The organism is Mesorhizobium sp. M1227, assembly GCF_040318315.1.
GTDB lineage: Bacteria > Pseudomonadota > Alphaproteobacteria > Rhizobiales > Rhizobiaceae > Mesorhizobium.
This window is the reverse complement of record NZ_JAMYLZ010000059.1, coordinates 1-17,568: the sequence shown is the minus strand read 5'-3', so window position 1 is coordinate 17,568 and position 17,568 is coordinate 1. Positions and strand designations below refer to the sequence as shown.

The window sequence follows — 17,568 nt, the reverse complement described above, 5'->3', positions numbered from 1 at the left end:
GAATCGGTGATCGCAACGTCACCACCGTGCCATGGCCGCTCGCCCCTCAGAGCAAGCGCCGTTCTCTCTCCAAAACTTTTTGCAGAACCTTCAGCACACTATCTTAGCAACGAAGCCGACACAGCGGGACACCGAGGCAGATCCTGTCCGCACGAATTCCTTGCAATGCACACATCAAAATTCCCGCTTGCCTTATGGCGCCGGGGTGTTTGGCTCCGTGCTGCCCAACGGAACGGAACTCTACTTCTTCGCCGACACGGCTCGAGCTGCAGCTCTAACCGGCATCGCGGTTGGTCAAGGCGATGTGGCAGCAGCCGGAACCGTGGCCCGCCGTCCAGGTGACGTTGTCGAAGCGCACTCCGGTGGCCTCGAACAGGCCGCGATCGAAGGCGCCGGCGATGCGGCAGAGCGTGGCGAGCTTCTCGTCGTCGATGCCGGCTTCGACCCAGGCGTCCTTCAGCGGGCAGCGCCTGACCCTGAAGGCGATGCGGTCCGGGCCGCGTTCGACATCGGTCGGATACATGCGGCCGCCATCCGGGCTGACGGCCAGGAACGCCTCGCCAATCGCCGGTGCGTCGTTGGGGCCGAAATCGGCGAAGGCCGCCGCCGCAACCTCCCTGCCTCGCCGTTCGATGGTGCGGATCATGATCGCCTCAGCCTTTTCCGCGCCAACTTCCGCGGTCAGCTCGTCGAGCAACAGACGATAGAGATCGGCACGGTTGCGGAAGGCGGAATCGAGTTCGCGCGACAGTTTTTCGGCTCTGGCTTCGGCGTCGGTCATGATGCGTCCTGTTCGATCCTCGAAAGTCTTGGCGCTGCCGCCACCAGCGCCTTGCCGATCGCGGATTGCGGCGCGTCGATGACGGTGCGGGCATCGCCGCGCTCGGCAATCCGCCCGCCGTCCAGAATGGCGATGCGGTGGGCGATGGCACGGACGACGCCGAGATCGTGCGAAATGAACAGATAGGCGATGCGCTCCTCGCGTTGAAGGTCGAGCAGCAGCCGCAGGATCTGCGCGCGAACCGAAACGTCGAGCGCCGACACGGCCTCGTCGAGCACGACCAGCGACGGTTTCGTGGCGATGGCGCGGGCGATTGCAACGCGCTGGCGTTGGCCGCCGGAAATTTCGTGAATGGCGCGGCCGGCGAGACCGGGGCTGAGGCCGACGCGTTCCAGCAGAGCTGCAATACGGCGCGGGCGCTCGGGGCCAGAGGCAATGTGATGGATGCGCAAGGGGTCGTCGAGCACACGCGCGACTGTGGCGCGTGGGTTCAAGGCGGCGAGCGGATCCTGAAACACCATCTGAAGACGAGTGCGCCGGCCGCGCAAGGCAGCGCCGTTCAGCGACAGGAAATCGCTGCCTTCAAATTCGATACGGCCGGTATCGAATTCGATGAGCCGGAGCACTAGACGAGCTATCGTCGACTTGCCGCTGCCGGAAGGTCCGGCCAGCGCCAGCGTCTCGCCGGGGTCGATGTGGAAGGAGACGTCGTCGACCGCGGCGATGGTCTTGCCGCCGCGACTGTATCGTTTGGTCAGGCCGGAAACGGCGAGCAGTGGGTCGGTCATGTTCGCCGCAACAGCGGCTCGGCGTCGAGGCCGAGATGAGCGTCAAGCAGCACACGAGTGTATGCGTGCCGCGGGGCATTGACGATTTGGGCTGTCGAATCGAGCTCGAGCAGCTCGCCATGCCGGAACACCGCTATGCGCTCTGCAAGCTCAGCGGCCAGCGCAATGTCGTGGCTGATGAACAGCAGCGTCATACCGTCCTCGGCCACCAGTCGCCGGATCAGCCCGACAATCTCGGCCTGCACGATGGTGTCCAGCGCACTGGTCGCCTCGTCGGCGATCAGCAGTTTCGGCCCGGCCGCAATCGCTGCGGCGATCGCCACGCGCTGCTTCTGGCCGCCGGAGAGCTGATGTGGAAAGGCACGCAAAGCGACATCGGGGTCGGGCAGACGGACGCGTTCGAGCAGGGTTTTTGCCTTGGCATAGGCGTCTCGCCAACTGAGGCCGAGATGGGTGTAGGCGACTTCCGCGATCTGCTTGCCGATTGGCATCACCGGATCGAGACTTGCGGATGGGTCCTGGAAAATAAAGCCGATGTCACGGCCACCGATTGGAGCATGGTCGCGAAGACCGGCAGGTGCCTTGGCACCAAACATTGGTGGCGGGCGCAAGAGCCAATCGATACGGCCTTCGATCCTGGCGTTGGCCGGCAGCAGCCCGGCAATAGCCAGCGCCAGCGTGCTCTTGCCGGAACCGCTCTCGCCGATGATGGCAAAGCGCTCGCCGGCGGGGATGTCGAGGCTGACATTCTTTAGCGCCGCCACCTCGGCGCCGTCGCGGCGATAGGTCACCGTCAGACTGCGAATCGAAGCAAGCGCCGTCACGACAGGCTCCTCCTCATCGCCGTGGTCTCGACGACGCCTTCGCCGGTGAGATAGACGCCGAGCACGGTCAGCACGAGCGCTACGCCCGGAATGATCGACAGGAAGGGCGCGGTGCGCAGCACGGCGCGGCCTTCGGCGATCATGCCGCCCCAGGTTACGCGGTTGGGGTCGCCAAGGCCGAGGAAGGACAATGCCGCTTCGGTGAGAATCGCCGCGGCGACGATCACTGACGACAATGCCATTATCGGCGGCAGCGAATTGGGGAGCACCTCGCGAAAGGCGATCTCCAGCGGATGCATGCCGATGACGCGGGCGCCCGCAACAAAATCGCGCTCGCGGATCGACAGCACTTCAGCGCGCGCCACGCGTGCCGGTCCAGTCCAGGCGCCCAGCGCGATCGCAGCGACGACGACGCCGAGCGACGGCCCGACGATGCTGACGAAAGCCAAAGCCAGCAGAAAGGCTGGGACGGTCTGGAAAGCGTCGGTGATGCGCATCAGCATCTCGTCGACAAGACCGCCGGCAAAGCCGGCCAACGTGCCGATCACGGCACCGACGGCAAGGGCGGCGGCGGCTGCTGCCAGCCCGACCGCCAGCGAGGTGCGGGCGCCGTGGAAAAGCTCGGCAAGCACGTTGCGGCCGAGGCGGTCGGTGCCGAGTGGCAACGACCAGTCCTGGAACGGCGGCAGCAACGCCGGCCCGGCAATCGCCTGCGGATCGCCGGGAAAGAACAAAGGTGCGGCAAGCGCCACGGCAAACAGCGCCGCCAGGATGACCGCGCCGGCGATCGCTTCCGGGGTCCGGAGAAAGCGGCGAAGCGGGCTCACGCGCCGGCCTCACTGGCGCCGACGCGCGGATCGAGGAAGGCGTAGGCGATGTCGACGAGAAGGTTGATGATGACGACCAGGACAGCGCTGGTGAGAATAATGCCGAGCAGTAGTGGGGTATCCCGCGCGGCCACCGCTTCCTGCGCCAGCCGGCCGAGGCCGGGGACGGAAAAGACGCTCTCAATGACGACGCTGCCGCCCAGCATTTGCGCCGACTGCAGGCCGAACATGGTGACCAGCGGCAACAGCGCGTTACGGGCGACGTGAGCGAGCACGATGCGACGGCGGGAAAGTCCCCTGGCACGGGCGGCCAGCACAAAGTCCTGCCGCCACACCTCGGCCATGCCGGCGCGCATCATGCGCAGATAGAGCGCGAGATAAATGAAGCCGAGCGCCGAAACCGGCAGGACGAGATGGCGGGCGATGTCGGCGGCGCGATCGAGGCCGCTCTTGGCCGAGGCGATACTCTCGATGCCGCCGATCGGAAACCAGCGCAGGTCGACGGCGAAGACAATGATCAGCACAAGCCCGAGCCAGAAGCCCGGCACGGCATAGAGCGCCAGCGAACCGATGGACAGGAAGCGATCGCGGAAGCTGCCGGGTCTGGCGCCGACATAGATGCCGAGAGCCGAGCCGAGGCCGAAGGAGAGCGCCGTGGCGCTCCCCATCAACAGCAGCGTGTTGGGCAGGCGCTCGAGGATGACATCGCGGATCGGCCGCGAAAAGCTGACCGATTGGCCGAGATCGAGATGCAGCAGCGCCCAAAGGTAATTGGCGAGCCGTGTCAGCTCCGACTGGTCGAGCCCCCAGCGGTGACGCAACAGCTCGATCATGCCGGCGTCGCCGCCGGTCGAGACGATGTAGGCATCGACCGCGTCGCCGGGAGCGGCTTCGAGCAACAGGAACGTGCCGATGACGACAATCAGCAGCACGAAGATGCTGCCGACGAGACGGCGGCGAAGGAGGATGACGGCGCGGGTCATGGCGCAACGCCGATAGGAGAGCCAAGTCTTCGGTGCCGCGCTTTACGGCGCCCCCCTCTGTCCTGCCGGACATCTCCCCCACAAGGAGGGAGATTGGCAGTTTCGGCGATGCCGGCCGTCTTGCAACGCTGGAGATTGGCGAAAGCGACAATGACAGCCGATCTCCCCGCTCGTGGGGGAGATGCCAAGTGGTGGCAAAGAGGGCAGGACAGAGGGGGGCGCGAAAAAGCTCTCATCGCTGAAGCTGAGCACCCACACAAGCGGCACGCAAGTCTGGAGAGACTTCCTTACCCCGCGAGCCAAGTGTCCGCCCAGTTCGATACTGCCCAGCGCGGGTTGTTAGCGATGTTGTTGACCGTATCGCGGGCGACGCTGATGAAACTCCATTCGGCGACGTTGATCAGCGGCAGGTCGGCGGCAACTTTTCTCTGGAACTCCTTGTAGAGTTCGGTGCGGGCGGCGGTGTCGAGCGTCTCCGATGCCTTGGCGATCAGGGCGTCGAGATCGGCATTCTTGTAGCCACCCTGGTTGGAGAAGGGCACGCCGTCGGGAATACCGCTCTGCACCAGGATGGTGGTCGAGATCGCCGGATCGCCGCGGAACACCGGCGGCCCGACCGCAAGGTCGAAGGCGTGGTCGGTGTAAACCGCCTTGATGTGCGCGGCAGAGTCGTTGTTGACCAACTGGGCGTCGATGCCAATGACGGCGAGCGCCTGGCGCAGATAGTCGCCGAACTGCTTGGTTTCGTTGAAGTAAGGCGCCGGCAGCAATCTCAATGAAAAGCGCTTGCCGTCATCGCCCCGGCTGTAGCCGGCCTCGTCAAGCAAGGCGTTGGCCTTGGCGACGTCGAAAGCGTAGGTCGGCACGTCGGCGGTGTAGAATTGCGGGTCGTTTTTCGGCACCGGGCCAGTGGCGGTGGCGGCATAGCCAAGGAATACCGTCTTGACGACGAAATCCTTGTCGATGGCGTGAGCGATCGCCTGGCGTACTTTCAGGTCGGCCAGCTCCTTGCGGCGATGATTGATCTCAACGACGAGCTGGTAGGTCAGCCCTTCATAACCCTTGGTGATCACCTTGAGACCGGGCACTTTGGAGATGCGGTCGAGATCGGCCAGGGGCACGGCGGAGAAGGCGGCGAGCTGGATCTCTTCGGCTTCCAGGGCGCTGGCCGCCGACATGCGGTCCGGCAGCACCTGATAGATGATCTCGTCGAGATAGGGCTCGTCCTTGCCCCAATAGTCGGTGTTCTTCTCCAGCCGGTAATATTCGCCGGGCTTGTATTCGGCAAATTTGAACGGTCCGGTGCCGACCGGGGCGTTGTTGGCCGGGTTGTCCTCGATCTTTCCGGTCTCGTAGATGTGCTTGGGCACCACGCTGCTCAGCGCCGGCAAGGCGTTGCGGATTAGCTGGAACGGTGTCGGCTTGGCGAATTTGAACACGGCGGTGGTTTCGTCCGGCGTGTCGACCGCCTCCAGATCCTTGAACACGGTGCGGCCGAGATTCTGCAGCGGCTTCCAGACCTGCAACGCCGAGAAGGCGACATCGGCCGAGGTGAATGGCTTCCCATCATGCCATTTGACGCCCTCGCGCAGTTTGAACGTCACCGCCATGCCGTCGGCGGCACCTTCCCAGCTGAGCGCCAGGCGCGGATCGAGCCCGTCCTTGCCGCCGAAGGAGGCCTCGGCCAAGGTTTCCACGATCTTGCTCGAAATGAAGAAGACGCCGTTCGAGGCGACAATCGCCGGATTGAGATTGCGCGGCTCGGAATCGGCGGCGACAACCAGTCGTCCGCCCTTTCTCGGCGTCTGCGCCGAGCCGATCGTCGGCATGGCGGTGGAGGCCAACAGCAACGCCGAACCGGCCAGCATTGTACGTCTGGAAATGGTGAACTCTGGCATGATCGAACTCCGTCCTCTCCGCGGACCCGGCCGGGTCCGCCGTACCCCTCGGACGCTCGTAAGCATCCTGCAAAGCTGATTATGGGCCTTGTGCGGGGTTTCGCCAAAGACGGAATTGGCGCATCTCTACGTGGCTTTGAAATTTCCGTCCGCTGGACCAGTTGTACAGAAAACGGTTCGACGCGCGGTTCTAGCAGGACCAGACTGGAGTAAAGTGCAGCAGGTGGAGCAGCTTTTGGGGCTGGTTCGCCCGTTCTGGCTGGACCAGATCGGGCAAAATGATGCAGATTTAAGCACAGCCGAGGTTCAGAGCCGGAAAAGCCGGTGCCGGCGAGCGGCCGGCTAAGGGATTTCAGGGAGAGAGACATGAACATTGCCCCAGGCAAGAATGCCGTCGGCAGCGTGCCGTTCGACCAGGCCAGGGTGGACGGGCTGATGGAGGAGGCCGGCATCGACGTGCTGCTCGCCACCTCCAAGCACAACTCGCAATATCTGCTTGGCGGCTATAAGTTCATCTTCTTCGCTGCCATGGATGCAATCGGCCACAGCCGTTATCTGCCTGTCGTCGTCTATGAGAAAGGTGGGCCGGAGCATGCCGCCTATATCGGCAACCGCATGGAAGGCGGCGAGCACCAGAATCATCCATTCTGGACGCCGACACTGCATGCCGCCTGCTGGGGTACGCTCGATGCCGCCAATCTGGCGGCCGAGCATTTGCGAAAGATCGGCAAGGGCAATGCCCGCATCGGCATCGAGCCCGCCTTCCTGCCGGCCGACGCCTATATGCTGATCCGCAACGCGCTGCCGGATGCCAAGCTGATCGATGCGACTGATATGCTGGAGCGCATGCGGGCAATCAAAACCGAGGCGGAGCTGGAAAAGCTGCGCATCGCTTCGGAGCTGATCACCGATTCCATGCTGGCGACCATCGGCTGGGCACGCGAAGGCACGGCAAAGAGCGAGATCATCGAACATCTCAGGCGCGAGGAGACCAATCGCGGCGCGCATTTCGAATATTGCCTGTTAACGCTAGGCTCCAGCCACAACCGCGCAGCCTCGCCGCAGGCGTGGAAACGGGGCGAAGTGATGTCGATCGATTCCGGCGGCAACTACCACGGCTATATCGGCGATCTTTGCCGCATGGGCGTGCTGGGCGACCCTGACGCCGAACTCGAGGATCTGCTGGCCGAGATCGAGACAGTGCAGCAGGCGGCCTTCTCCAAGGTCAAGGCGGGCACGCTGGGCGGTGACATGATTTCTCATGCCGAAGGCGTTCTGAAGAAATCCAAGGTTGCGGCCTATACTGATTTCTTCGCGCATGGCATGGGGCTGATCACGCATGAAGCGCCGTTCCTGATGACCAACCATCCGGTGACCTATGAAGGCACCTATGCCGCAAAGCCGCTGGAGAAGAACATGGTGCTTTCGGTCGAGACGACCATGCTCCACCCGACGCGCGGCTTCATCAAGCTGGAGGACACGGTGGCGGTGACCGATGCCGGCTACGTCATGTTCGGCGATCGGGGCCGGGGCTGGAACAGGGGCGGGGGCGGCTTAGGCGCTGGTACCTAGCCCGTTCTTGAGATTACCTCGTCCGAGCAAACAATTGGTCACACCAGCGAGCATTTGCCGATATGGAACGCGAACTGCCCAAGCAGGTCTTTATCGACGGGTGCAAGCAGATCTCCATGGAGTTCGAACCGATTGGGTTCCGCTTTGCGAAAAGCGGTCCTCATGCGAGTCGTCGGGCCGGCGACTGGGCATTCAAAATCTCCTTTCAATCAAACTATCTGAACGTCGGCGGCGAGTATGTCGAACTCGTCGTGCATGCGTCGGTCTACAGCAAGGCAATAAAGGAGTGGGACGAGCGAAGCGCTTGGCCCGCCAGTGCTAGCGATTGGGTCGCCGGTGGACAGCTTGGCAATTTGCGAACCCCGCATCATTGGCGGACATGGAACATCGCAGACCCGCATACCCGCCAGGCTGAAATCGCGAACATCGTTGCCAACATCCAAACGACTGTCCTGCCGCTCTTCGAACGTTTCGCCGTTCCGCGCAAACTAGCCGAACAGGTCGCATGTTCTGAAGTTCCGGGCTTCATGTTCCCTGAAAATGCTGTTCGATTTGTACTCTGGCAGCTTGGTCCGGAGGCAGCGGAAAACTGTTTGTCCTACTGGGTGGCGCGCTTACCTTCGCCGGATGCTTTCCGATCAGAGCGCGATGTCCCCACTTTGCCGGATAGGCTCGCTCTGGGAAGCGATACTAACAACCTAGCAAGGGTCGCTCGTGCGATGAAGATTGGCCTCAGCCTGTGACATTATCTGCCCGGCGGGATCAACCTGAAATCCGGCAACTCCCACAACACCAGTTCCGGCCCGGCCGGCGAATAGACGACGAAAAGCTGCATGGCCGCATCGCCGGTATTGAGCGTCGAGTGGAAGCGGCTTTCCGGCACATAGATGGTGCAGCCGGGGCCGACTTTCTCGACGACCGGGTTGCCTTTCTCGTCTTCGACCATCTGCTCGCCATTGCCCGAGATGACAAAGATGATCTCCTCCGCACCCGGATGGTTATGACGCGTATGGCCTTTGCCTGACGGTAGGTCGACGACACCACCGGAAAATCGCTTTGCGCCGTTCACTTCGGGAGCGACCGTCAGCGACAGCCTGCCCCAGTCGAAGCCGAAGGCGCTGACGTCTTTTGGATATACGAATACCTTGCTGTTATCGGTCATCGTCCCACCCTTCTTTTTGCTGGTCTCTACGCAGCGCCGAACGTGACGGCCTTGAAATCCGCCGTCTGCCTGGCGATCGAGGCTTCCGCCGGCAGCCGCTCCATCGAACTGGCGCCATAGAATCCGTGCAGGCCCTTGCAGCGCTCGAGAATATATCTGGCGTCGTCCGGCATCGAGATCGGCCCGCCATGGCAAAGCAGGATCATATCCTCGCGCACTGAGCGTGCCGCTTTGGCGATGGCGTCGATCTCGCTCACACAGTCGTCCAGCGATTTAGCCGATGTCGCGCCAATCGAGCCGCCGGTGGTAACCCCCATATGGGCGACGACGATGTCGGCGCCAGCTGTTGTCATGGCGCGCGCCTCGTCTGCGTTGAAGACATAGGGCGTGGTCAACAGGTCGAGTTTGTGAGCCTCGGCGATCATGTCGACCTCGAGCCCGAAGCCCATGCCGGTTTCTTCAAAACTCTGCCGCATCTGGCCGTCGAACAGGCCGATGGTCGGAAAGTTCTGCACACCGGAAAAGCCCATCGTCTTCAACTCGGCCAAAAGCAGCGGCATGATGACGAAGGGATCGGTGCCGTTGACGCCGGCCAGCACCGGCGTCTTCTTCACTACCGGCAGCACTTCGTAGGCCATTTCCTTGACGATCTCGTTGGCGTTGCCATAGGCGAGCAGGCCGGCGGCCGAGCCGCGCCCGGCCATGCGGTAGCGGCCCGAATTGTAGATGATGATCAGGTCGATGCCGCCGGCTTCCTCTGCCTTGGCCGACAGGCCGGTGCCGGCACCGCCGCCGACGATCGGCACGCCGTCCGCGATCATCTTGCGGAATTTCTCCAGGATTTTCTTGCGCGGTATGGCGGCCATGTCTTGGTGTCTCACTGTCTGGCGATGTCGAGGAAGGCCGTTGTGGCAGCCCAGGCGAATTCGGGGTCGTTGATATGAAGCGGCAAACGCAGCACGCGCCGCGTTTTGGCGGGTTTGATGGTACGCTCGATCGCCTCGAACAAAGCGGCATCGGCTTCAGGGTCGAAGAAGGCGCCGCCTTCAATGTCGAGCGCCGACACGCCTTTCTCCGGAATGAGGAAACGAACCGGACCCTGGCAGAGGCTCAGCCTTGTACCGATCCATTCGCCGATCGTTCTGCTTTCGTCGGCAGTGGTGCGCATCAGTGTGACGTTTGGATTGTGCTCATAGAACAGCCGGCCGCGATAGCGTTCCGGAATTGTCGGCGGCGCCCAGAAATTGACCATGTCGAGCGCGCCGACCGAGCCGACATAAGGCAGCCCGGTGCGGGCGATGGCGCCAAAGCGATCCTCGGTCGCCGGCAGCACGCCGCCAAACAGCAAGTCGCAGACTTCGGTCGTTGTGATGTCGATGACGCCGGACAACAGGCCGCTGTCGGCCAATTTTTCCATGGTGCGGCCGCCGGTGCCGGTGGCATGAAAGACCATGCAGTCATAAGTCGAACGAAGCTCATCGGCGATCGCGGTCACGCATGGCGTGGTGACGCCGAACATGGTGAGGCCGACGGACGGTTTGCCGTCGGGCGGCGGCGCCGGCTTTGTCGCCATGCCTGATATCGCCTGGGCGGCATTGTGCAGCACGACACGCGAAAGCCGGTTGAGGCCGGCCATGTCGGTCACCGACGGCATCATGACGATGTCAGAGACGTCGACATAAGGCGCGGTGTCACCCGAGGCCAACGTCGAAACCATGATCTTGGGCAGACCGAGCGGCAGCGTGCGCATGCCTGCGGTGATGATCGAGGTGCCGCCACCGCCGCCAATGCCGATAATCCCGGCAATATCGTTGCGCGACTGGACAAACCGGGCAAAGGCGGCAGCCATCGCCGCCACCGCGGTGCCGCGATCGTCGACGCCGAGCACGGCATTGCGACCCTCGGAATGGTGGCTGGCGACCTCGTCTGCCGAAACATCGACCGGCACGGTCGCGCCGCGTGTTCCGATGTCGACACGGGCAATCGAAGCGCCGGTAGCCGCGACCGCATCGGCCAGAAATGCAAGTTCCTCGCCCTTGGTGTCGGCGGTGCCCACCACATAGATGCGCTTCATCGCGTTTCCCCGGTCTTGGGCGTGCTCGGCGCTGCGGCCCCTTTTTGCCCGGCCGTTCGACGGCGCGAAGGGCCATTGCAATTTTTTGAGACACGCGTATCGTATTGACATGAATGTCTCACGTCAACAAGCGGCAATGGACAACGGTGCCAGCCAAGGGCCGAACCCCCAAGTAGAGCGCGGGGCCCGCGCGCGCACCAGGCGTCTCATGCTTGAGACGGCGACAAAGCTGATGCAGGCGGGCGCCACGCCCTCCGTCAGCGAGGTGGCGGAGGCAGCGGAGGTCTCGCGCGCCACCGCCTATCGGTATTTTCCGAGCCAGGCGGCGTTGGTGCAGGCGGTGGTCGATGAGGGGCTTGGGCCGATCCTTACGTGGAAATCGAGCTCTGCCGATCCCGAGCGCCGGGTCGCCGAGCTGTTCGAGACCGCCATGCCGCGCATCGAGGTCTTCGAAGCGACGTTCAAGGCGGCGCTGAAACTGTCGCTCGACCAGTGGGCGCAGCGACAGGCAGGCACGCTTGACGGCGAACCTGCCTTCACCCGCGGCCATCGCGTCGATCTCTTGAAAGATGCGATCGCGCCACTCAAAGGCCGGTTGCCGCCGCGCGAATTCAAGCGGCTCGCGCAGGCGCTGTCATTGATCTTCGGTGTTGAGGTGCTGATCGTTTTAAAGGATATATGGGGATTGGATAGCCGCAGTATGATGTCGGTTGCGCAATGGGCGGCCGGCGCTCTTGTGCGCGCGGCTATGACCGAATCGATGATTGAAGGAGATGGGATCGCGCCGACGACCGCCGTGAGATGACGCCAATCTGGTTCGACCAGATTTTCAACCTGGCTATTCATGCTACTGGCGATGCAGCGGCCCAAGTAAGGCATTCATGTATCATGGAGTAGGAAAATTCAGGGAAAACAGGCAGATATCGCAGAAGCCAGCTTGTCTGCGTGCCCGCCACCGTCCAAGAAAGGGCTTGACGTTCCTCTTAGATTGGTAATACCAGATCAGGACAAGTAAAGCGGATCAAAGGTGAAGGCTGAGATCCGTTTTGGTCGAGCGAGGAGGCTCACAGACCGAAACGGTGCCGTCACGGGAGGACTACCAGGGCCGGCCTCGATGCCGGTTCTCATGAACGGTAGAATGCGCACAAGGGAGGAAATCATTATGCGCAAGACAATGACCAGCTTGCTTGCTGGTATCGGCCTAGTGCTCGCCTGCGGAACGTCCGTCTACGCGCAGGAAAAGGAACTTACAATCTTCTGGGCGGAATGGGATCCGGCCAATTACCTGCAGGAACTCGGCAACGAGTACGAGAAGGAAACCGGCGTCAAGATCACGGTGGAAACCACACCGTGGCCCGACTTCCAGACCAAGGCCTTCACCGAGTTCAACGCCCATGGCGACGCCTACGATATGGTCGTCGGCGACTCGCAATGGCTTGGTGCTGGCTCGACCGGTGGCCACTATGTCGACCTGACCGACTTCTTCAACAAGCACAAGGTCGGTGAAGTGATGGCACCGGCCACGGTGAAATACTATGCCGAATATCCGGGCGGCAGCGGCAAGTACTGGGCCATTCCGCTCGAAGGCGACGCCGTCGGCTGGTCCTATCGCAAGGACTGGTTCGAAGACCCGAAGGAAAAGGAAGCCTTCAAGGCCAAGTATGGCTACGACCTCGACGTGCCGAAGGACTTCAAGGCGCTACGCGACATCGCCGAATTCTTCTACAGGCCGGATCAGAAGCGATACGGCATCGCCATCTACACCGACAATTCGTATGACGCGATGGCTATGGGCTTCGAAAACGCGCTGTTCTCCTTTGGCGGCGAGCTGGGTGACTATAAGACCTACAAGGTCGATGGCTTCATCAACTCCGACAAGGCGATCGCGGCGCTTGACGCCTATAAGGAACTCTACAAGTTCACGCCTCCGGGCTGGGCCAAGTCGTTCTTCGTCGAGGACAACCAGGCGATCACTGAAAACCTGGCCGCGATGAGCATGAACTACTTCGCGTTCTTCCCCTCGCTGATCAACGAGGCGTCGAACCCGAATGCCAAGAACACCGGTTTCTTCGCCAATCCTCCCGGCCCGAACGGCGACCAGTTCGCCGCACTCGGCGGTCAGGGCATCTCCATCGTTTCCTACTCGCAGAAGCAGGAAGAGGCGACGAAGTTCCTGGAATGGTTCATCAAGGACGAGACCCAGAAGAAATGGGCAGCGCTTGGCGGCTACACCTGCAGTGCCGCCGTGCTCAAGTCGCCCGAATTCCAGAACGCCACGCCCTACAACAAGGCGTTCTACGAGACCATGTTCAAGGTCAAGGACTTCTGGGCGGTTCCGGAATATGCGGAACTGCTGCAGCAGCTCAACCAGCGCATCTATCCTTACATGATCGGCGGCGAAGGCACCGCCAAGGAGACGCTGGACGCACTGGCAGCCGACTGGAACGCGACCTTCAAGAAATACGGCCGCGGCCAATAAGCATGAAGTTTCACGGAGGGGGCGTTCGTGCCTCCTCCGTTTCTTTTTCTGATTCTTGAACCGGGAGCAGGGTCTTGGCGACCACGATGATCACCACGCTGGACAGGTCCTCGCGGGCCGCCGCTCGCGGTCTAAGCGACATTTCGATCCGCAATCTCTTCATCATCCCGACGATCCTGTTTCTGATCGTCTTCAACATCTTCCCGCTGATCTATTCGCTGGGCTATTCGTTCACCGATTTCCGCGCCTCGACCAGCGCGGCGGCGAATTTCGTCGGGCTGCAAAACTATCGCGACCTGCTCAGCGATCCCTATGTCTGGTCCAACTTCGCCATCACCGCAAAATACGTCATCATCTCGGTCGCCGGCCAGCTGCTCGTCGGCTTCGGCGTGGCCATGCTGCTCAATCGCGACATTCCGCTCAAGGGCCTGCTGACGACGCTCCTGTTGTTGCCGATGATGCTGTCGATGGCCGTCGTCGGCCTGTTCTGGAAGCTGCTCTACGATCCGTCCTTCGGCATCATCAATTATGCGCTCGGCCTCGGCACCTTCGAATGGCTGTCGAACCCGAAAATGGCGCTCTATGCGGTTGCGCTGACCGACATCTGGATGTGGTCGCCCTTCGTCATGCTGTTGTCGCTGGCCGGCCTGTCGGCCGTGCCCAAGCATCTCTACGAGGCAGCCGCGATCGACAGGGCCGGACCGTTCTACACCTTCTTCCGCATAACGCTGCCGCTGGTTGCGCCGATCCTGATGATCGCGGTCATCTTCCGCACCATGGAGGCGTTCAAGACCTTCGACCTCGCCTACATCCTGACCAGCCAGCCGACGGCCGAGCTGATCTCGATCCGGCTCTACAAGATGGCGTTCCAGGAATGGCAGACCGGGCGTTCCTGCGCGCTCGCCTACATCGTGCTGATCATGGTGCTGGCGATCACCAACATCTATGTCAAATACCTCAACAAGGTGAAGGAGCGCTGAGATGGCCGCAGTCCGCACTTCTTCCGAAATCACCTTCAACCGGGTCGCCATCGTCGCTGTCCTGCTGGTGACGATCATCTTCCTGGCGCCGATCTACTGGATCGCCTCGACGGCGTTCAAGCCGCGCAACCTCGCCACCACCATTCCGCCGACGGTGGTTTTCCAGCCGGAGATATCGCCCTTCGTCAAGTTGTTTACCAAGCGTTCGCAGCTGCGCAGCCCGCCGTCGCCGGAGGAGTACGCGGCTGCGCCGTGGTGGGAGCGCGTCGTCTTCAATGGGGGCGAAAAGATCGTGCGCGACGGCAAGGGCCAGGTGCAGTGGTCGGGCTATCCGAGCCGTTTCATGAACTCACTGATCGTTGCCATAACCTCGACCGTCCTAGCCGTCGGCATGGGCACCTTCACCGCCTATGGGTTCTCGCGCTTCAAGGTAAAAGGCGAGGCGGACCTACTGTTCTTCATCCTGTCGACACGCATGCTGCCGCCGGTGGTCGTCGCCATTCCGATGTTCCTGATGTACCGGGCGGTCGGCCTCAACGATTCCCATATCGGCCTGATCATCCTTTACACCGCCTTCAACCTGTCCTTCTCGGTGTGGCTGATGAAAGGTTTCATGGACGAGATCCCCAAGGAGTATGAGGAGGCGGCCCTCGTCGACGGCTATACGCGCATGGAGGCCTTCTTCAAGATCGTGCTGCCCGAGGCCGCCACCGGCATCGCCGCCACCGCCGTGTTCTGCTTTATCACGGCGTGGAACGAATATGCCTTCGCACTGATCATGACCAGCCGCCGTGCCCAGACAGCACCGCCCTTCATCCCCAGCCAGGTCGGTTCCGGCCTGCCGGACTGGACGGTGATTGCCGCCGGAACCTTCCTGTTCCTGCTGCCGGTCGCGATCTTCACCTTCCTGCTCCGCAACCACCTGTTGCGCGGCATGTCGTTTGGAGCGATCCGCAAATGAGCTTTCGCGACATCAACCAGAAATATCTCGAACCGGGCAGCCAGGTGCTGATGGTGCTCGGTATCATCGCGCTCTGCCAGCCGTGGAACATGCTGCTGCACAGCTATGGCGTGACTATCATCCTGATCGGCCTGATCGGCTTCAACATCACCTCCAAGATCGCGCCGGAGGAGAAGGCCGGCACCGGGCAAGGGGCAAATCCGGGGGCACAGCATTGACCCAGATCGAGCTTCGAGGCATCCAGAAATATTTCGGCGCCGTCCAGGTCATCAAAGACCTCAACCTGAAGATCGACGACAACGAGTTCATCGTGCTGCTCGGCCAGTCGGGCTGCGGGAAGACGACGACGCTCAGGGCGATTGCCGGGCTGGAGACGATCGACGGCGGTGACATCCTCATCGACGGCAAGCCGGTCCAGCACCTCAAGGCCGCCGATCGCGATATCGCCATGGTCTTCCAGTCGTTCTCGCTCTATCCGCATATGAGCGTCTATGAGAACATCGCCTTTCCGCTCAGGGCGACGCGCAAGAGCAAGGCGGAGATCGACAGCGAGGTGCGCTCGGTCGCCAAGACGCTGCAGATCAGCGATCTCCTCGCCAAGAAACCGTCGGCGCTGTCGGGCGGCGACATGCAGCGCGTGGCGATCGGCCGAGCCTTGGTGCGGCGGCCGAAGGCGATGCTGATGGACGAGCCGATCGGGGCGCTCGATGCCAAGCTGCGCGAGGAGATGCGGGCCGAGATCAAGCGGCTGCACATCAAGCAGGGCTCGACCAGCATCTACGTCACCCACGACCAGATCGAGGCGATGAGCCTCGCCGACCGCATCGTCATCATGCATGAAGGTGTGCTGCAGCAGGTTGGCTCGCCGGACGAGGTCTATTCGCATCCGGCGAACCTTTTCGTCGCGCAATTTGTAGGCAGCCCGGTGATGAACGTCGCCGACGCTTCGGTGACCGAGAAAGCCTCGTCGGCCTCGGTCACCGTCGGCGATGCGGCCGCCGGTTTCGAATTCCCGCGCGCCTTGCTGTCGAAGCTCAACGGCCATGCCGGCGGCCAACTCGCGCTCGGCATCCGGCCGGAAGGCGTCCTCGTCCGCCGCGAAGCAGCCGAAGGGTTCTTGCCGGTGGAGACGCAGATCGTCGAGCCGCTCGGCTCCTTCGACATCGTCGACCTCAAGGTCGGCTCCAAGATGCTGCGTGCGCGCACCAAGAGCGGCTTCATCGGCGGCCCCGGCGAAAGAGTCTTCGTCAGAATCGATCCCGGCCAGGCGCATTTCTTCGACACGGCGAGCGGCAAATCGCTGGGAGTGAGACTCTGATGGCCCACATCCAGCTCAAGAACATCTCGAAGAAATTCGGCAACCACACCGCCTTGACCGGGCTCGATCTCGACATCGCCGATGGCGAGTTCTTCGTCCTGCTCGGCGAGACCGGCGCCGGCAAGACGACGACGCTGCGCATGATTGCCGGCCTGGAAAAACCGAGCGAAGGTCAGGTCTTGATCGACGGCGTCGATGTCGCCGATTGGGGCGCGGCGGAGCGCGACGTGGCGCTGGTGCTGCAGCAATATTCACTCTACCCGCGCTATACCGTACGCCAGAACCTCGAATTTCCGCTGAAGCCGAAAATCCGCCGGCTGCCCGATGCCGAGATCAAGGATCGCGTCGACCGCGCGGCCAGGACGCTGCGGATCGAGCATCTGCTCGACCGCAAGACCGACAGGCTTTCAGGCGGCGAGATGCAGCGCGTCTCGATCGGCCGCGCCATCGTGCGCAAGCCGAGGGTATTCCTGATGGATGAGCCGTTGTCGGCGCTCGACGCCAAATTGCGCGAAGCGCTGCGCACCGAATTGAAGAACCTGCAGATGCAGCTTGGCGCCACCTTCCTGTTCGTGACGCACGATCAGATCGAGGCGATGTCGATGGGTGACAAGGTCGGCGTGCTCAACCATGGCCGCATCGTCCAGACCGGCACGCCGTACGAGATCTACAACAATCCGCGCGACACCTACGTGGCAAGCTTCGTCGGCTCGCCGCCGATGAACCTCATCGACGGCAAGCTTGTCAACGGACGTGCGGTGATGGCACCGCTGAATTTCGAATTGCCGTTTGCGGGGGGTGCCAAGACTTCGGGGGGGCTAAAGACGGGCGCGGCGCCCGCCGGTCGCCCGCGAGTCTTCGGAAATAGCCCGGAACACGTCTATATCCAGACCCGCGCCCCGGTCGCGGCGCGGGGGCACG

Annotated in this window: 18 protein-coding genes; 9 read left to right on the top strand and 9 right to left on the bottom strand. The window is 62.2% G+C overall.

Annotated elements, in window-relative coordinates:
• Positions 1 to 274: 274 nt before the first annotated feature.
• From NKH28_RS32665 to NKH28_RS32640, 6 genes are all read right to left on the bottom strand, one after another.
• Positions 275 to 781, bottom strand: a complete 507-nt coding sequence (locus NKH28_RS32665) for an L-2-amino-thiazoline-4-carboxylic acid hydrolase (RefSeq protein ID WP_352474855.1) — start codon at positions 779 to 781, stop codon at positions 275 to 277.
• On the bottom strand, positions 778 to 1,569 hold the full coding sequence (locus NKH28_RS32660; protein ID WP_352539472.1) for an ATP-binding cassette domain-containing protein: 792 nt from the start codon (positions 1,567 to 1,569) through the stop codon (positions 778 to 780). The genes NKH28_RS32665 and NKH28_RS32660 overlap by 4 nt, the downstream gene beginning before the upstream one ends.
• Positions 1,566 to 2,393: an ABC transporter ATP-binding protein gene (locus NKH28_RS32655; RefSeq protein WP_352981298.1), complete on the bottom strand. Its 828-nt coding sequence runs from the start codon at positions 2,391 to 2,393 to the stop codon at positions 1,566 to 1,568. The genes NKH28_RS32660 and NKH28_RS32655 overlap by 4 nt, the downstream gene beginning before the upstream one ends.
• On the bottom strand, positions 2,390 to 3,220 hold the full coding sequence (locus tag NKH28_RS32650) for an ABC transporter permease (RefSeq protein ID WP_352981297.1): 831 nt from the start codon (positions 3,218 to 3,220) through the stop codon (positions 2,390 to 2,392). Before NKH28_RS32650 ends, NKH28_RS32655 begins: the two co-directional genes overlap by 4 nt.
• Positions 3,217 to 4,203, bottom strand: coding sequence for an ABC transporter permease (locus NKH28_RS32645; RefSeq protein ID WP_352981296.1), 987 nt, complete (start codon positions 4,201 to 4,203; stop codon positions 3,217 to 3,219). Before NKH28_RS32645 ends, NKH28_RS32650 begins: the two co-directional genes overlap by 4 nt.
• A 287-nt stretch (positions 4,204 to 4,490) precedes the next feature.
• Positions 4,491 to 6,101 (bottom strand): ABC transporter substrate-binding protein, encoded by a 1,611-nt coding sequence (locus tag NKH28_RS32640; protein ID WP_352981295.1) that lies wholly within the window; start codon positions 6,099 to 6,101, stop codon positions 4,491 to 4,493.
• Positions 6,102 to 6,467: 366 nt separating this feature from the next.
• Here NKH28_RS32640 and NKH28_RS32635 point away from each other — a divergent pair, with 366 nt between their 5' ends.
• Positions 6,468 to 7,673 carry a M24 family metallopeptidase gene (locus NKH28_RS32635; protein ID WP_352981294.1) on the top strand — a complete coding sequence of 402 codons (1,206 nt, stop codon included), beginning with the start codon at positions 6,468 to 6,470 and terminating at the stop codon, positions 7,671 to 7,673.
• Positions 7,674 to 7,735: 62 nt separating this feature from the next.
• Complete coding sequence (locus tag NKH28_RS32630) at positions 7,736 to 8,416, top strand: DUF4304 domain-containing protein (protein ID WP_352981293.1); 681 nt, start codon at positions 7,736 to 7,738, stop codon at positions 8,414 to 8,416.
• Between the two features lie 2 nt (positions 8,417 to 8,418).
• Here the strand turns inward: NKH28_RS32630 and NKH28_RS32625 are convergent, their stop codons facing one another.
• The 3 genes from NKH28_RS32625 to NKH28_RS32615 are packed head-to-tail and all read right to left on the bottom strand — an operon-like array spanning position 8,419 to position 10,909.
• A complete protein-coding gene (locus NKH28_RS32625; RefSeq protein WP_352981292.1) occupies positions 8,419 to 8,835 on the bottom strand; it encodes a cupin domain-containing protein in 417 nt (138 codons plus the stop codon).
• A 26-nt stretch (positions 8,836 to 8,861) separates the two neighbouring features.
• The gene (locus NKH28_RS32620) at positions 8,862 to 9,701 is read right to left on the bottom strand and encodes a phosphoenolpyruvate hydrolase family protein (RefSeq protein ID WP_352767924.1); all 840 of its coding nucleotides are present in this window, start codon (positions 9,699 to 9,701) and stop codon (positions 8,862 to 8,864) included.
• 11 nt (positions 9,702 to 9,712) lie between these two features.
• On the bottom strand, positions 9,713 to 10,909 hold the full coding sequence (locus NKH28_RS32615) for a Tm-1-like ATP-binding domain-containing protein (RefSeq protein WP_352539466.1): 1,197 nt from the start codon (positions 10,907 to 10,909) through the stop codon (positions 9,713 to 9,715).
• A gap of 109 nt (positions 10,910 to 11,018) precedes the next feature.
• Between NKH28_RS32615 and NKH28_RS32610 the strand changes: the two genes are divergently transcribed.
• From NKH28_RS32610 to NKH28_RS32580, 7 genes are all read left to right on the top strand, one after another.
• Entirely contained in the window at positions 11,019 to 11,714 is a 696-nt protein-coding gene (locus NKH28_RS32610) for a TetR/AcrR family transcriptional regulator (protein WP_502895683.1), read from the top strand.
• A gap of 357 nt (positions 11,715 to 12,071) precedes the next feature.
• Positions 12,072 to 13,388, top strand: coding sequence for an ABC transporter substrate-binding protein (locus NKH28_RS32605; RefSeq protein ID WP_352981291.1), 1,317 nt, complete (start codon positions 12,072 to 12,074; stop codon positions 13,386 to 13,388).
• A 74-nt stretch (positions 13,389 to 13,462) separates the two neighbouring features.
• Positions 13,463 to 14,368 (top strand): carbohydrate ABC transporter permease, encoded by a 906-nt coding sequence (locus NKH28_RS32600; protein WP_254816733.1) that lies wholly within the window; start codon positions 13,463 to 13,465, stop codon positions 14,366 to 14,368.
• 1 nt (position 14,369) lies between these two features.
• Positions 14,370 to 15,329 carry a carbohydrate ABC transporter permease gene (locus NKH28_RS32595; protein ID WP_292661213.1) on the top strand — a complete coding sequence of 320 codons (960 nt, stop codon included), beginning with the start codon at positions 14,370 to 14,372 and terminating at the stop codon, positions 15,327 to 15,329.
• On the top strand, positions 15,326 to 15,547 hold the full coding sequence (locus NKH28_RS32590; RefSeq protein ID WP_023675179.1) for a hypothetical protein: 222 nt from the start codon (positions 15,326 to 15,328) through the stop codon (positions 15,545 to 15,547). The genes NKH28_RS32595 and NKH28_RS32590 overlap by 4 nt, the downstream gene beginning before the upstream one ends.
• A complete protein-coding gene (locus tag NKH28_RS32585) occupies positions 15,544 to 16,647 on the top strand; it encodes an ABC transporter ATP-binding protein (protein ID WP_352539465.1) in 1,104 nt (367 codons plus the stop codon). The genes NKH28_RS32590 and NKH28_RS32585 overlap by 4 nt, the downstream gene beginning before the upstream one ends.
• On the top strand, positions 16,647 to 17,568 hold a 922-nt coding region (locus NKH28_RS32580), incomplete at its 3' end, for an ABC transporter ATP-binding protein (protein ID WP_352981289.1). The genes NKH28_RS32585 and NKH28_RS32580, both read left to right, overlap by 1 nt.